General features: G+C 73.1%; 14 protein-coding genes. 4 read left to right on the top strand and 10 right to left on the bottom strand.

Going from position 1 to position 14,695, the window contains the following annotated elements; genetic code table 11:
* Window positions 1–4: 4 nt before the first annotated feature.
* From ACFWY5_RS47895 to ACFWY5_RS47870, 6 genes are read right to left on the bottom strand one after another with little or no spacing between them, the layout of a single operon-like run.
* Window positions 5–1,114 carry a zinc-binding dehydrogenase gene (locus tag ACFWY5_RS47895; RefSeq protein WP_379638892.1) on the bottom strand — a complete coding sequence of 370 codons (1,110 nt, stop codon included), beginning with the start codon at window positions 1,112–1,114 and terminating at the stop codon, window positions 5–7.
* A gap of 15 nt (window positions 1,115–1,129) precedes the next feature.
* The gene (locus ACFWY5_RS47890; protein WP_379624549.1) at window positions 1,130–2,002 is read right to left on the bottom strand and encodes a branched-chain amino acid ABC transporter permease; all 873 of its coding nucleotides are present in this window, start codon (window positions 2,000–2,002) and stop codon (window positions 1,130–1,132) included.
* Between the two features lie 3 nt (window positions 2,003–2,005).
* On the bottom strand, window positions 2,006–3,157 hold the full coding sequence (locus ACFWY5_RS47885) for an ABC transporter substrate-binding protein (RefSeq protein WP_379638891.1): 1,152 nt from the start codon (window positions 3,155–3,157) through the stop codon (window positions 2,006–2,008).
* Window positions 3,158–3,181: 24 nt separating this feature from the next.
* On the bottom strand, window positions 3,182–4,900 hold the full coding sequence (locus tag ACFWY5_RS47880; protein ID WP_379638890.1) for an ATP-binding cassette domain-containing protein: 1,719 nt from the start codon (window positions 4,898–4,900) through the stop codon (window positions 3,182–3,184).
* A complete protein-coding gene (locus ACFWY5_RS47875; protein ID WP_379638888.1) occupies window positions 4,897–5,760 on the bottom strand; it encodes an ATP-binding cassette domain-containing protein in 864 nt (287 codons plus the stop codon). Before ACFWY5_RS47875 ends, ACFWY5_RS47880 begins: the two co-directional genes overlap by 4 nt.
* The gene (locus ACFWY5_RS47870; RefSeq protein WP_379638887.1) at window positions 5,757–6,704 is read right to left on the bottom strand and encodes an alpha/beta hydrolase; all 948 of its coding nucleotides are present in this window, start codon (window positions 6,702–6,704) and stop codon (window positions 5,757–5,759) included. The genes ACFWY5_RS47875 and ACFWY5_RS47870 overlap by 4 nt, the downstream gene beginning before the upstream one ends.
* Before the next feature lie 114 nt (window positions 6,705–6,818).
* On the opposite strand from ACFWY5_RS47870, the gene ACFWY5_RS47865 reads away from it, so the two are divergent.
* Window positions 6,819–8,147: an amidohydrolase gene (locus tag ACFWY5_RS47865; protein WP_379638886.1), complete on the top strand. Its 1,329-nt coding sequence runs from the start codon at window positions 6,819–6,821 to the stop codon at window positions 8,145–8,147.
* On the opposite strand, the gene ACFWY5_RS47860 is transcribed toward ACFWY5_RS47865, so the two are convergent.
* The gene (locus ACFWY5_RS47860) at window positions 8,144–9,121 is read right to left on the bottom strand and encodes an aldo/keto reductase (protein ID WP_379624537.1); all 978 of its coding nucleotides are present in this window, start codon (window positions 9,119–9,121) and stop codon (window positions 8,144–8,146) included. The genes ACFWY5_RS47865 and ACFWY5_RS47860 overlap by 4 nt on opposite strands.
* A gap of 95 nt (window positions 9,122–9,216) precedes the next feature.
* Here ACFWY5_RS47860 and ACFWY5_RS47855 point away from each other — a divergent pair, with 95 nt between their 5' ends.
* A complete protein-coding gene (locus tag ACFWY5_RS47855; protein WP_379638885.1) occupies window positions 9,217–10,209 on the top strand; it encodes a methyltransferase dimerization domain-containing protein in 993 nt (330 codons plus the stop codon).
* Window positions 10,206–10,997, top strand: coding sequence for an SDR family NAD(P)-dependent oxidoreductase (locus ACFWY5_RS47850; protein WP_379638884.1), 792 nt, complete (start codon window positions 10,206–10,208; stop codon window positions 10,995–10,997). Before ACFWY5_RS47855 ends, ACFWY5_RS47850 begins: the two co-directional genes overlap by 4 nt.
* A gap of 176 nt (window positions 10,998–11,173) precedes the next feature.
* Here ACFWY5_RS47850 and ACFWY5_RS47845 read toward each other — a convergent pair whose 3' ends face one another.
* Genes ACFWY5_RS47845 through hpaD form a run of 3 tightly spaced genes read right to left on the bottom strand, consistent with a single transcriptional unit; the run spans window position 11,174 to window position 13,518 of the window.
* Window positions 11,174–11,860: a GntR family transcriptional regulator gene (locus tag ACFWY5_RS47845; protein ID WP_379624530.1), complete on the bottom strand. Its 687-nt coding sequence runs from the start codon at window positions 11,858–11,860 to the stop codon at window positions 11,174–11,176.
* Window positions 11,861–11,911: 51 nt separating this feature from the next.
* Window positions 11,912–12,631 (bottom strand): alpha/beta fold hydrolase, encoded by a 720-nt coding sequence (locus ACFWY5_RS47840; RefSeq protein WP_379638883.1) that lies wholly within the window; start codon window positions 12,629–12,631, stop codon window positions 11,912–11,914.
* Window positions 12,632–12,657: 26 nt separating this feature from the next.
* Complete coding sequence (gene hpaD, locus ACFWY5_RS47835; RefSeq protein WP_379638882.1) at window positions 12,658–13,518, bottom strand: 3,4-dihydroxyphenylacetate 2,3-dioxygenase; 861 nt, start codon at window positions 13,516–13,518, stop codon at window positions 12,658–12,660.
* A 170-nt stretch (window positions 13,519–13,688) separates the two neighbouring features.
* On the opposite strand from hpaD, the gene ACFWY5_RS47830 reads away from it, so the two are divergent.
* Window positions 13,689–14,695 (top strand): fumarylacetoacetate hydrolase family protein (locus ACFWY5_RS47830; RefSeq protein ID WP_379638881.1); only part of this gene is annotated, 1,007 nt, incomplete at its 3' end.

Below are 14,695 nucleotides of genomic sequence, written 5' to 3'. Positions count from 1 at the left end.
CTCGTCACGGTAGCCACGGGTGGATGACGGCTTTGACCTCGTCGAGCCTCGACATCGACCGGAGCGCGCCGGTGGCCGCGCCCAGCCCGGCGGGGGCGCCGAACATGGCGTTCCAGTCGAAGCGCGTGCGGAAGGCGCGCAGGAACTCCAGGGCGCGGTGGTAGTCGCCGATGTCGCCGTTGAGCGAGCCGAGAACGGTCAGCTCCTTGCCCATGACCGTGCCCATGGGAACCGGGTCGGGGCGCGGGCCGGTGCTGCCGACGACCACGAACGTGCCGCCCCAGGCGGCCATGTCCACCGCCTCCGCCGCCACGCCGGGCGCGCCGGCCAGGTCGAGCACGAGTTCGGCGCCGCGCCCGTCGGTGGCCTCCAGGACCTGGCCGAGGCGTTCCGGCGGCGTGCCGTCCAGGCCGATCACGACGTCGGCGCCGAAGCCGCGGGCCAGCTCCAGCCGGGCCGCCGGGGCGCCGACGGTGATGACGGTGCCCGCCCCCGAGGCGGCGGCCATGGCCGTGGCCACCAGGCCGAGGGCGCCGGCGCCCTGGACGACGACCGCGGCGCCGGGACGGATGCCGCCGGCTCTGCCGTACGCGTGCACGACGGTCTTGACGGCGCAGCCCGCCGCGGCGGCCCAGGTGTCGGGGACGTCGTCGGGCAGCAGGAGCTTCAGCGCGCCCGGCCTGACGTAGGCGTACTCGGCCAGACCGCAGGTGGAGTACGGCCACGCGTCCGCGCGCTGCGTGAACCCGTACCCCCGCTGGGCGCAGGCGACCGGGGCGCGCAGCACGGTACAGCCGTGACAGTGCCCGCACGTCGACTCCGACCAGCCGATCCGGTCCCCGGCCCGCACCGGCCGGCCCAGCGCGTCCAGGGTGCCCGGTCCGGCGGCGGCGACCGTCCCCGACATCTCGTGGCCGAGCACCATGGGCAGCATTCCCGGCCAGGACATCGCCCCGGACCAGATGTGCACGTCGGTGGCGCACAGGGTGGCGCAGCCGATCCTGACGACGGCCGCGCCCGGCTCCACCTCCCCGGGCAGCGGGAGCTCCTCGATGACCAGCGGCTCGCCGTGCTCGCGGAGCACGGCGGCGCGGGTGGCGGTCGGGACAGGCACGATCGGGGTCCTTTCTCAGCGGGTGTGGGCGGTGTCCCAGACCTCGTTCCTGCTGCGCCACCACAGCAGCACCAGGATCACCAGGAAGGGCACCACGCCGCGGTAGGCCTGCAGGCCGCTCAGCGACACGGCGACGCCTTCCAGCAGCCCGAGGATCAGCCCGCCGGCCAGCGTCATGGGCAGGCTGCGGAACGCGCCCACCATGGCCACGGCCAGCGCGGTGGTGATGAGGTTGCCGAGCGTGGCGAAGTCGCCGCCCAGCCGGGGCGCGACCAGGACGATGACGAGCGTGCTGAGCCCGCCGATGACCGCCCACACCGCCATGGCCAGGCGCGGCACGGCGATGCCGACCACCTGCGCGGTCGTCGGACGCTCCGACAGCGCCTGCAGCCGCAGGCCCAGCAGGGTCCGGCTGAACAGCAGCCCCACCCCGGCGGTGATGAGCGCGGCGAAGGCCAGCGAGACCAGCGTGGAGACCGGCACCACCACGTCGCCCAGCACGAACGCGGGCCCGTCCAGCGGCGCGGGGAAGCGCCGGGTGCCCGTGGTGGCGCTGCCGAACACGCGCAGCCCGATCGCCATGACGGCCACGTAGAGCGCGACGGTCACCGCCGCCTTGGTCCGCTCGCTGTGCTCGCCGAACCACCGCACGAGCACCGCGCCGACGAGCGCCGACAGCGCGGCGCCCGCCACGACCCCCGCGGCCAGTGCGAGCGCCCCGTGCACGCCCGCGCCGATCAGCGACACCATCACGTACGCGCCCACCGCCCCCGTGGCCGCCATGGCGAAGTTCACCACGGCGACCAGCCGGTAGGTCAGCACCACGCACAGCCCGAGCAGCGCGTACACGCCGCCGCTCGTCAGCCCGGCGATCAGGGAGTTGAGCATCGCTCAGCCCTTGCCGGGGACGACGAACCCCTCGGGCAGCACCCGCCACGCGCGGTTCTCCGCCTTCACGAACCTGGCGCCCTCGACCGGGTTGTGCGCCTCGCCCGGCCCGAACACGTACGGCGTGCCGACCATGGGATAGTCCACCGGCTTCATCTCCTTGAAGGCCTTGGTGACCGACTCGCGCGTGATCGGCCCCCGGATGCCCTTGAGCACCTGGACGAAGACGTCGGCCGCCATGACCGCCCCCTGGCTGAAGGCCGTCTTCGGAATTCCCTTGGCGCCGACGATCTTGGCCCACCTGTCGTTGCCCGGCAGGCTCTCGTCGGTGTAGGGCTGCCACTCGGTGGCCGAGTACACGTTGAGGCCCTCGGGGATCGCCTGGGCGTTGGCGTCGGTGTAGCTGTTGGCCAGCATGGCGAAGTCGACGGCGGTCATGCCCTGGGTCTTGGCCTGGGCGAACCAGGGGCCGACCTGGGAGTTGTAGACGATGCCCGTGCAGCCCGCCTCCTTGGCCTTGACCAGGTAGGGGGTCGGGTCGCCGGTGCCGACGGAGGTCTCCTTGACGGTCAGCTGCTTGCCGGTGACCGTGGACCACTCCTTGATGGCGTTCTCGATGCCGTCGCCGCTGCCGGGCAGGACCGTCAGGTAGGCGCAGACCTTCTCGTGCTTCTTGGTCTGCGACAGGAAGTACAGGGCGGCGGTGAGCAGCTTGTAGGGGCCCGGGTTGACGGGGGCGATGTTCGGGCTGGTGAAGCAGGCGGGGTCGACGCCGACGGCCGGGATGGAGACGATGCCGGCGCTGCCGTACTTGGCCCGGTTCAGGCCGCAGTCGACGGCGCTGGAGGAGCCGACGAGCGCCACCACGCCTTCGGACTCGATCAGCTCCACGGCCGCCTCGGTGGAGCGCTGCGGGTTCATGGCGTCGTCCTTGCTGATGAACTCGATCGTGCGGCCGCCGATCCCGCCCGCCGCGTTGACCTCGTCGAAGACGGCCTGCACGGCCTTGGGCACCTCGGGCGCCTGGAACTGGCCCGTGACGCCGTTGATCGAGCCGACCTTGATGGGCCCGTCGGTGCCGCCGCCGGCGGCGCATCCGGTCAGCGCGAGCGCCGCGGCCCCGGACGCGGCGGCGAGCCTGTGTGAAAGCTGCATGTGCGTGCTTCCTCCTCAGGGAGATCAGGCCAGCGGGGCAGCCGCTATGCCGAGGTAGGCGTTGACGACGGCGGGGTCCTCCATGACGTCCCTGGTGGGGCCGGAGGCGATGACCCGCCCGAAGTCGAGGACGGTGAGTTGCGAGCAGGCCGCGGAGACGAGTTCCATGTCGTGCTCGACCAGCAGGACGGCGACGCCGAAGCGGGCCGGCACCTCGGCCAGCCGCGCCGCGAAGCGCATCGACTCCGCGCCCGACTGGCCGGCCGCAGGCTCGTCGAGCAGCGCCACCTTGGGCCGGGCGGCGACGGCGGCGGCCACGTCGAGCAGCCGCCGGGTCCCGGCGTCCAGCAGCGACACCGGCACGTCCGCCGGCGGGCAGCCGAAGAACTCCAGCAGCTCCCCTGCCTCGCCCCGGTCCAGGCGGCGCCCGGCCCCGATCGTCAGGTACTCGTACTGGGTCAGCTCGGCCGGGATCGTGGTGGTCTGGAAGGTACGGCGCAGCCCGCGCCCGGCCCGCACCTCGGGCCGCAGCCCGTCCAGCGGCCGGCCGGCGAGCACGATCGAGCCCCGGTAGCCGCCGAGGAAACCGGTCACGGCGGCGATGAACGTGCTCTTGCCCGCCCCATTGGGCCCGATGAGACCCGCCACCGCGCCCTCCGGCACGGTGAGGTCCACCTCGTGCAGCGCGGTGACCTCGCCGAAGCGCACGGTGAGGCCGCTGACCTCCAGCAGCGGGGGACCCGGCGGCCCGGACGGCGGCACGGGCGCCGGCACCACCGCCGCGTGAACCTCGCCGCGCCCTTCGAGCAGGGGCCGCGCCGCCCGCTCGCGCCTGCGGGCCTGGACGAAGTCGGTCTGGCTCACGCCGGAGCGCAGCGCGAGCACGGCGAAGACGCCGAACAGCATGCCGCCCAGGTCCTGCGGCAGGTGGAGCCGCTCCAGGATCGTGGCCATGATCGCGCCGAAGAGGCCGCCCATGATCGCGCCGTCCACGTGGTGCGGCCCGATGAGGATCGCGACCGCGAAGAAGGCCAGCGACTGTCCCATCGAGAAGTTCTGCGCGACCACCAGGCCGAGCTGACCGGCCATCAGCCCGCCGCCGACGGCCGCGACGAACGCGCTGATGGCGAACGCGGCCAGCTTGCTGCGCGCCACCGAGACCCCGTGCGCGGCCGCGGCCCGCTCGGAGTGCTTCAGCTCCAGCCAGGACATGCCGAGCCGGGTGCGGTTGAACAGAGCCAGCCCGATCGCCACGAGGCAGAAGACGATCACCGTGAGCACGAAGTAGGCCCGGTCGCCCGAGAACAGCGCCGGCCGCACGACCGTCTTCAGCTCACCGGTGCCGGGGAACTGGTTGGCGTTGAGCACGATGTCGGTCGAGACCGCGAACCCGAACGTGACCACGGCCAGGTTGACGCCGCGGATGCGCAGCGCGGGCAGGCCGATCAGCACCCCCACCGGGACCGCCGCGAGCCCGCCCAGCACGAGCCAGAGCAGGAACCCGCCGGGGGCGTCGTGCAGGTTGAGTTTCAGCACCACCCAGGCGCCGATGGCCGCGAACGACATCTGGCACAGCGACATCATCCCGGCCCTGCCGACGATCACGCCGTAGCTCTGCATGATGACCGAGACGACGACGGCGGTGATCGCCAGGAAGACCCAGTGGGCGGAGAACAGGGCGGGCACGGCGACGCAGGCCGCCACGGCCAGGCCGAGCCCGATCGCCAGGGAGCGCGGGTTCATGCCGGCGCCACCCCGAAGTAGGACTCGTGCAGCAGGTCCGGGTCCCGCCTCAGCTCCGCGCACGAGCCGGCGTAGACCACCCGCCCCTTGCGCAGCACGTACGCGCGGGTGCCGATCTCCAGCGCCAGCGCCGCGAACTGCTCGATGAGCAGGACCGAGATGCCGAGGCCGACCATGTCGCCCACCGCCCCCATCAGCCGGCGCACCACCACGGGCGCCAGGCCCATGGACATCTCGTCGATGAGCATGACCCGCGGGTCGCCGACCAGCGCGCGGCCGAGCACGAGCATCTGCTGCTCGCCGCCCGACAGGTGCCCGGCCTGCAGGTTCCTGCGGCGCTCCAGCTCGGGGAAGAGCGTGAACACGCGGCCCAGCTCGCCCTGCCCGCTGCGCGAGACCAGCAGGTTCTGCTCGACGGTGAGCGTGCGGAAGACGGTGCGTGACTGCTCGACGTAGCCGAGGCCGGCGCGGGCCCGCCGGTAGGCCGGCAGCTTCTCGATCGGGCTGCCGCCGAGCCGGATGGCGCCCGACGACACCCGGGCGACGCCGGCGATGCCGTCCATGAGCGTGGTCTTCCCGGCCCCGTTCGAGCCCAGGACGACGGTCACCGTCCCGGGCCCGACCTCCAGCGAGACCTCGTGGACGATCTCGGCCTCGCCCCGGTTGACGCCGACCGCCTCCAGCCGGAGGATCGCGTCCGAGCTGGGGTGCGCGTCCGGGCTGAGGTGCGGGCCGGGGCTGAGGTGCGGGCCGGGGCTGGGGTGCGGGTCGGGGTTTCCGTGCGCGTCCGGGTTTCCGTGCGGGTCCGGGTTGAGGGCCGTGTCCGGGCCGGGGTCCGGGCCGGGGGTGCTGCCGCTCACCGCCCGCCTCCGCCGAACGCCGCCCGCAGCGCCTGGACGACCCGGTCGTGCGCAGCGCCCGCGGCGGGCAGTTCGGTGGCCAGCAGGCCGAAGAAGCCGTGGATCAGCCCGTCGTAGCGGACCACCTCCACCGGCACCCCCGCCGCGCGCAGCCGGGCCGCGTACTCCTCGCCCTCGTCGCGCAGCACGTCGTACTCCGCCCCCAGCACCAGCGCCGGGGCCAGGCCCGACAGGTCATCGGCCCGCAGCGGCAGCAGGTAGGGGTCGCGCAGGTTCGTGGGATCACGCGGATAAAGGGTGAAAAACCACTCCATGCTCGCCCGTGACAGGAAGTAGCCCTCGGCGAACTCCCGGTAGGAGGCGCGCCCGTCGTCGGGATGCCCGAGCACCGGCGAGACCAGCACCTGCAGCCCCAGCCGCGGTCCGCCCAGGTCGCGGGCCTTCAGCGCGGCCACGGCGGCCAGGTTGCCGCCCGCGCTCTCCCCGCCGACCGCGATCCTCTCCGGATCGGCCGAGATCTCCGCCCCGTGCCCGTGCACCCAGCGAACGGCCGCGAAGCAGTCGTCGGCCGCGGCCGGATAGGGGTTCTCGGGCGCGAGCCGGTAGTCCACCGAGACCACGACGACACCCGCCTGCGCGCAGACGGTACGGCAGGCGTACTCGTTCTCCTCAAGGCTGCCGATCGTCCACCCGCCGCCGTGGAACCACACGAAGGCCGGAAAGGGCCCGGCGCCCTCCGGGGTGTAGACGCGCACGGGGATCTCACCGGCCGGGCCGGGGATCGCGGTGTCGCGCACCCGGTGCACAGCGGGCAGGATGTCGGGCAGCCGCCAGGTGGTGCGGAACTGCTCGCGCATGGTCTGGGGGTCCAGCACGACGGGCCGGCCTGCTTCTACGGCGGGAGTGCGGTCGATGATCGCCTGCGCGTCGGGATGCAAAGGCATGCCTACCTCCGCTCGCCTGGGTGAGAGACGCACCCGGGGTTCAGAACTCGAATCGTATCTGATTCCGTGTACGTTATGGGCATCCACGCAGTGGTGTCCAGAGTGGGGAGGAAGATGTTGCGCAACGGTTCCCGGCCCGCCGACACGGTGCTCACGGGCGGAGTGGTGCACACGCTCGACCAGGAAGATCGTGTCGTCGAGGCGCTCGCGGTACGCGGCCGGCTCATCGCCCGCGCCGGCTCCGCCCGCGAGGTCGCGCCGCTCATCGGACCCGGCACCCGGGTGATCGACCTGCGCGGCCGGTCGGTGCTGCCGGGCATCAACGACTCGCACCTGCACGGCGTGTGGCTCGGCGCGATGTGGCCGGAACTGCTCATGGACCAGCTGGCCGCGGGCGGGCACGACGGCGCGCCGGTCCGGCTGGAGAACGGACGGCAGCGCCGCGCCGCCATCCTGCGCACCGGGCGGCTGCTGGCCTCGCTGGGCGTCACCAGCTACACCGAGCCGGGGCTGGGGCCGGGGGAGGACGCCGGCCGTACCGGCTGCTTCGGGTCGGCGGCGCTGCGCGACTACGCGCGGCTGGCCGCGGACGGGCGGCTCACGGCGAGGGTCACCGCGCTGATGTTGTTCGGGGAGCTCGACGGGCCCAGCACCCTGGCGGACCTGCGGGAGGGGCTGCGCGGCTTCCGGCCGCCCGCCGAGGTGCCGGGATGGCTGAACGTGGCGGGGGTCAAGATCTTCGCCGACGGCATCCCGCCGATGGGCACCGCGTGGACGGACCAGCCCTACACGCACGGCGGCCACGGCGGGCTCCTGGTCGAAGGCTCCTCACCCGAGGCCCGCGCGGCCGCGCTGACCGAGATGATCGCCGCGGCGCACGCGGCCGGGTACCAGGTCGGCGTGCACGCCACCGGCGGCAGGGCCGTGCACGCCGCGGTCGAGGCCATGCGGGCCGCCGCCGCCCGCGACGGCAGAGACCGGCGCCACTACGTCATCCACGGCGACCTGGTCGCGCCGCGGACGCTCGCGGCGATGGCCGCCTCGGGGATCGGGCTCAACACCCAGCCGGGCATCGCGGCGGCCACCGGGGACATGCTCGCCGCCGCGCTGGGGCCGGAGGCGCTCGCGGGCGCCTGGCCCCTGCGCGAGGCGCTGGCGGCGGGGGTACGGCTCTGCCTCAGTTCGGACGCGCCCGTGCTCACGCCCGACTGGCGGGTGGGCGTGGCCCAGGCGGGACTGCCCATGAACGAGGCGCTGCGCGCGTACACCGTCGTCCCGGCCCGGCAGGACGGCGCGCAGGACTGGAAGGGGACGCTGGAGGCGGGCAAGGTGGCCGACCTGTGCGTGCTCGGCGGCGACCTGCGCGCGGTCGAGCCCGCCGCGCTGCCCGGGGTGCCCGTCGCGCTGACGATGGTGGACGGGCGCGTCGTGCACCAGGCCTAGGCGGTTCCCCAGGAGGCCTCGGGGTCGACCACGCCCCGGTCCAGCCACAGCTCGGCCACGGCTTCGCGCAGTTCGGGGCCGTGCCGTTCGAGAAGGGTGAGGGCGCCCAGGTTCTCCTCGAGCTGGCGCAGGCCGCTCGCCCCGAACAGCACGGTCGCGACCGCCGGGTGCGTGAAGCAGAAGGCGACGGCCAGCTGCGCCGGGGTGGCGCCGAAGCGCTCGGCGGCCCGCATGACCAGCGGGAACGAGGCGCGGATCCGCTCGCGGATGCCGCCCGGGTCCGCGCCGATCTTGCGCCGCGGGTGCAGCCGGCCCGCCAGGATGCCGCCCTCGAACACGTCGGAGGCCTGCAGCCCGAGACCCGCCTGCGACAGCAGCCGGCCGTACGGCAGGCCCTCGGGCACCGAACGCCGGGCCAGACTGTACTTGAGCTGGGCGAACGACGGCGGCGTGAACCCCTCGGCGGCCGCCAGCGCGCACGCCCGCCCGAGATCGCGCGCCGCCCAGTTGTTGACCCCCCAGGCCGCGAACCGCCCCGCCCGCACCAGCTCCGACACGTCGGCCAGCACCGCGCGCAGGTCGAGCTCACCCAGGAAGTCGCCGACGACCACGAGGTCGGCCCGGTCGGTGCCGATCCGCTCCAGCGACGTCTCGATCTGCGCGGCGAAGGAGCTGGCGGGGTAGTCCCAGAGCCAGAGCTTCCCGCACAGCGTGTACTCCTCGCGCGCGATCCCCGCCTCCCTGACCGCCTTGCCGAAGATCACGTCGGTCGTCGCGTCCTCGGCGTGCGGCCCGGCGTTGTAGTGGGCGACGTCGAACAGGCTCACCCCATGGCGTACGGCGGCGCCGATCAGCTCGACCGCCGCGCCGAACTCCATCCGATCCCAGGTGTTCCACGAGCCGAGCCCGGCCATGGGGACCAAGGGCCCCCGTACGCCGAGCCTGCGCCTGGGCACCGCACCGGAGTATCGCACCGCACACCTCCTGAGCCGAGCGACGACGGGCCTGGCGGCCACGCCCAAGAATCGTATAGCATTCCCGATACTGTTCGCTCCTGAAGGGGTGTCACATGTCGCTTTACCAGGACAGCAGCGGCGCGGCGCGCATCGTGGAGGTGGCCACCGGATACATGGCCGCCAAACAGCTCTTCGCGGCCGGCGAGCTCGGCCTGTTCGCCGCGCTGGCCACCGGCCCGGCGAGCGCGCCCGACCTGGCCCGGCGCACCGGCCTCCCGGAGCGCACCGTGCGCATCCTCGCCGACGCCATGTCCGGCCTCGGCCTGCTCACCAGGACCGGCGGCGTCTACACCAACACGCCCGCCACCGCCCGCCACCTGACCGGCGCGGCGGGGGAGCTCGACCTGCGCCCCTTCCTCACCTTCCTGGAGGCCGTCAGCTACCCGCACTGGCTGGGTTTCGGCGCCAGCGCCCGTACGGGGGAGCCCGCGCCGCTGGACCTGGAAGGCGAGCGGATGGAGGTGTTCCTCACCGGCGTGATGACCTACAACTCCCTGCACGCCAAGACGCTCGCCGCGCACTACGACTTCACCCCGCACCGCCGCGCCCTGGACCTGGGCGGACTGTCCGGGGCGTTCCTGGCCCAGGCCCTGAACGTGGCTCCGGAACTGCGCGGCACGTTCTGCGCCGAGGGCGACCTGGCCGCCTTCGCGAAGCGGACGCTGGACGAGGCGGGCGTCGGCGACCGCGCCGAACTGGCCGCCGCCGACCCGTTCACCGCTGACCTGACCACCGGCTACGACCTCGTCCTGCTGGAGCACGTCGTGCACCGCTTCGGCCCGGAACGGAACATCCGCTACGCCGAACGCGCCCGCGAACTCGCCTCACCCGGCGCCACGCTGCTCCTGCTGGACTTCTTCCTCGACGCCGACCCCGTGCAGCGGGTCGTGGACGCCCTGCACGCCGCCGAGTACCTGGTCATCGACGGCACCACGGTCTATCCCGAGGACGAGGTACGCGGCTGGCTCACCGAGGCGGGCTGGGAACCCGGCCCGACCCTGTGCCTGCCCGGCTGCCCCCGCGTGATCGTGGCGTACGCCCGATGAGCCCGCACGCCGATCCCGCGGCATCTGGCGGGCCGGACCACGACCTCTCCGGTGAGCAGGGCCGCTCCGGACGGCTGGTGCTGGTCACCGGCGGGGCCAGTGGGATCGGGAAGGCGGTGGCGCGGGCGTTCAGGCGGGCGGGGGACCGGGTGGTGATCGCCGACGTGGACGGGGAGGCGGGGGAGAAGGCCGCCGCCGAGATCGGGGCCGCGTCGGTGACCATGGACGTCACCGACGCCGCGTCGGTGGACGCCGCGCTGGCCGGTGTGGGGGACACGATCGACGTCCTGGTCAACAACGCCGGAGTCGTCGCCGGTGGCGGCCCGCTGGTGGAGCTGCCGCTGGAGGTCTTCGACCGGGTCGTCGCGGTCAACCTGCGCGGCACGTTCACCGTCACCCGGGCGGTCGCCGCCGCCATGATCGCGGCCGGGCGCGGGGGCTGCGTCGTCAACATCAGCTCGATCGGCGCCCGCCAGCCCACCGCCGGCCTGGGTCACTACGAGGCCACCAAGGCCGCCGTGGACGCCCTGACCAGGACCGCCGCCCTGGAGCTGGCCCCCCACGGGATCAGGGCCAACGGGGTCGCGCCCGGCCCGGTGCTGACCCCGATGACCGCCGGCCTCATGTCCGACCCCGCGGCCCGCGCCGCCTGGGAGTCGCGCATCCCGCTCGGCAGGATCGCCGGGACCGGCGACATCACGCCGCTGGTCCTCTTCCTCGCCTCGCCCGCCGCCCGCCACATCACCGGCACCGTCATCCAGGTGGACGGCGGGCAGCTCCTCACCTGAACCACGCCCGGTCTCCCGCGAAGGACCTCCCGGCAGAGCGAGCCACGAGGCCGTCCAGTGAGCGCCCTCCGCTTGTGGTGCCGTGGGTCGTCTCCCACGCGAAGGACAGCCTCACGCGCGTGCCCATGAGGTCGCCGCTGAGCTGAGCGGTGGCGTCCGGCCGGTGGTGGGGTGGCTCAGCTGGTCTTGAGGTGTTTGGCCTGGGCCTTGTGGAGTGCGTCGGCGGTGGCGATCTTGTGGGCGCAGGCCACCCGCTCGATCTCCTGGGCCTGCGCTCCCGCCTGGATCAGGTCGAGCATGTGCTCGTGCTCCTCCACGGAACGGCGCGCCCGCCCCGGCACGTGGCTGAAGGTGGAGCGCCTCATGTGGTCCAGCCTGGCCCACTCCGCCTCCAGCAGCGCCAGCAGGTGCTCGTCCGGGCACTGCGCGTAGATGGCGAAGTGGAACTCCCTGTTCAGCGCGGTGAACGACACCGGGTCGAACTCCTCCAGCGCCTCGACCATCCGGTCGTTGACCGCGCGGGCCCGCGCGAGCTGCTCCGGGGTCATGAGCGGCGCCGAGATGGCCGTGGCGTACCCCTCCAGCCGGGCCAGCACCTGCAGCGCGTGCTCGACCTGGGCGGCGTCGAAGACGGCCACCCGGGCGCCGATGTTGCGCACCACCTCGACGAGCCCGTCGGACTGCAACCGCCGTACGGCTTCGCGCAGCGGGATGGTGCTGACCCCGGTCTCGCGGGCGAGCTGGTCCATCACCAGCCGGTAGCCGGGCCCGTAGGTGCCGTCGAGGATGCGCGAGCGCAGCAGCTCGTAGCTGATCTCGGCCTTGGACGCATTGGCCCGCGTGGACCCCTTCGCGGTACTCACCGCTCTCCCCTCATGTCGAGATCCCTCTCATGTCCGGGATCCCCCTCGTTGTCAAGGCGCCAGCGTCGTCGTCACGACCTCGCGCAGGCCGGGACCGGACAACGCCTCGACGTGGTCGCCCGCGACGGTGACCAGCCGGGCACCCGTCACCTGCCCGACGATACGCTCGATTCCGGCCACGACCACGTCCTCCCGCCCCGCGACGAACACCGGAGGCTCGGCGCCGGTCCACGCCCCCGGCTCGAACGGGGTGGCGCGCAACCCTTCCACGCAGGTCACCAGCCCGGCCGCCCGATGGCCCTGGGCGAGGACCATATCAGCGATCATGGCGGTGAGCGGGTCGGCGGGCGCGGGACCGCCCGCGACGGCCCGGCGCAGCGCCTCGACGTCGACGGCGGTGAACGGGTCGGACGGGCTGAGCCCGCCCAGCACCGCCCTGCGCACCCGGCCGGGCGCCGCGCCGGGCAGTTCCCAGGCGATCCTGGCCCCCAGCGAGTACCCGACGACGTCGAACACCCCGTCGTCCATCACCGCGACCAGCGCCTCGGCGATCCGGCGGGCCCCCGCCTCCGCCGGGCCGACCGGCGCCGCGCTGTCCCCGTGCCCCGGCAGGTCGGCGACGACGACCCGGCGGCCGGTCGCGGCCAGCGCGTCCGCCATCCCGGTCCCCACCCAGTCGCGCTGCCCGTCGGAGGCGAACCCGTGCAGAAGCAGCACCGGGGGACCGGCCGTCACCTCGGCGGCGAACACGCGTACGGCCGGCTCTCCCATGACTCCAGCACCTTTCACATACGATTTCAGATGTTACTCCACGAGGGCACCGGGAAGTCGACCACCACCTGCCCGGTGCCGCTGCTGCCGAAGTACGGGCAGAGCTGCTCGCCCTTGCCCGTGTACTCGTCCCAGCCGAGCAGCCCGAAGAGCATGGCGGTGTCGGCCATGGCGCCCTCGCCCGTGCACCGCAGGTTGTAGTCGGGCAGCATCTCCAGGAACTCCGCGATCCGCCCCTCGGTCCACAGGTCGAGCACCGCCATGTCGGTCTTGCGGTTGAACGCGCTGCTGACCTCGTTGAGCAGGGTCTCGGCGATCTCGTTGGGCGGGAAGGCGTGCGAGAGCGAGCCACTGGCCAGGAAGGCCACCTTGCGCCCGCTGCGCAGGATCGCGCGGCGCAGCGCCTCGCCGATCCGGCGGTTCTCGTCGATGGAGGAGTAGATGTTGCACCCGATCGGCAGCACCCTGATGGCGGCGTCGCCGTTGACGAAGTACATGGGCACGAGCGTGGCGTACTCCAGGCCGAGGTCCTTGTAGGTGTGCACGTGCGCCTTCTGGCCGCCGGCGACGATCTCCTCGCCGATGAGCTCGGCCAGCTCGGGGTCGCCGTCGTAGTCGTACTTGAGGTCGTGGATGAAGTGCGGGAGCTCGTGGCTGGCGTAGGAGGCGCGGTGGCGCTCCTTGCCGTTGAGGTGGAAGCCGATGCTGTTCATCCAGTGGGTGTCGGCCACCAGGAAGGTCTCGGCGCCGAGTTCGCGGGCGCGCCTGCCGATCTCCGTCAGCGCCATCTCGGCCGGCCGGCGGATGCCGTAGTGCTTGCCCGGCTGGATGGACAGCCAGATGGACGGGACGTGTGTGATCTTGGCTGCCAGGACGATCTCTCCCATGCGCATCCTCCCAGGCCCGGCATCGGCTCACTGAGTATGCCGAAGGGCGGGGGGCCTGTTCCACCCCCCGGCATCGCAAAATCATGTACGAACTCAGATATCTTTGTCTATAGTACTCCATCCTTCGGATCCGCTATCATCCACGATGTCGTATATGATCTGGAGTCGCCATGGATCACCCGCTCGGCCTGGCGCCGGGGAAGATCATCGCCGTTCACCTCAACTACCGCGGCCGGGCCGCCGAACGGGGACGCCTCCCCTCGGCGCCCTCCTACTTCCTCAAGCCACCCTCCTCGCTGTCCTGGTCGGGCCGGCCCGTCGTGCGCCCGGCCGGGTGCGAGCTGCTCACCTTCGAGGGCGAGATCGCCGTCGTCATCGGCGCGCGCGCCCGGTGCGTGCCGCCGCAGCGGGCGCTGGAGCACGTCGCGGGCTACACCGCCGCCAACGACTTCGGGGTGTACGACTTCCGGCACGCCGACCGGGGATCCAACCTGCGCGCCAAGGGCCAGGACGGCTACACGCCCGTCGGCCCCGCCATCCTCACCGGCGTGGACCCCGGGGCCCTGCGGCTGCGGACCTACGTCAACGGCGAGCTCGCGCAGGAGGCCGACACCGGCGAACTGCTGTTCGGCTTCGACCTGCTCATCGCCGACCTGTCGCGGTACATGACGCTGGAGCCCGGCGACCTCATCCTCGCCGGCACACCCGCCGGCTCGACCGTCGTGAAGCCGGGCGACGTGGTCGAGGTCGAGCTCGAAGACGCCGGACGGCTGCGCAACGAGGTCGTCGCCGAGCCCCGGGCCGCCCCTGCCGCGTGGGGCGCGCAGCCGAGGGCCGACGAGGAGAGCCGGGCCGCCGCGGTCGGGCGGGGGCGGGCGGCGGCGCCGTACCCCCTGGACGATCCGACGATCGCGGCGCTGCGGACGGTCTCCACCGCCACGCTCTCCGCGCAGCTCCGCCGGCGCGGCATCGACCACCACTTCATCGAAGGCGTCCGGCCCACCCGGCCCGACCTGCGCATGGTCGGCCTCGCGCGGACCCTGCGCTACCTGCCGCTGCGCGAGGACGTCTTCGCCGAGATCGGCGGCTGCCTAATGCTTCTGTCAAGCTGCGGTGCGGATCTGGTGCCCGGGGTCGTAGGGCTTGCGGGTGCGCAAGATGGCGTGCAGGACGTTGA

Origin of the sequence: Nonomuraea sp. NPDC059007 (assembly GCF_042740555.1) — a bacterium.
Taxonomy (GTDB): domain Bacteria; phylum Actinomycetota; class Actinomycetes; order Streptosporangiales; family Streptosporangiaceae; genus Nonomuraea.
This window is presented reverse-complemented; position numbering and strand designations above follow the sequence as displayed.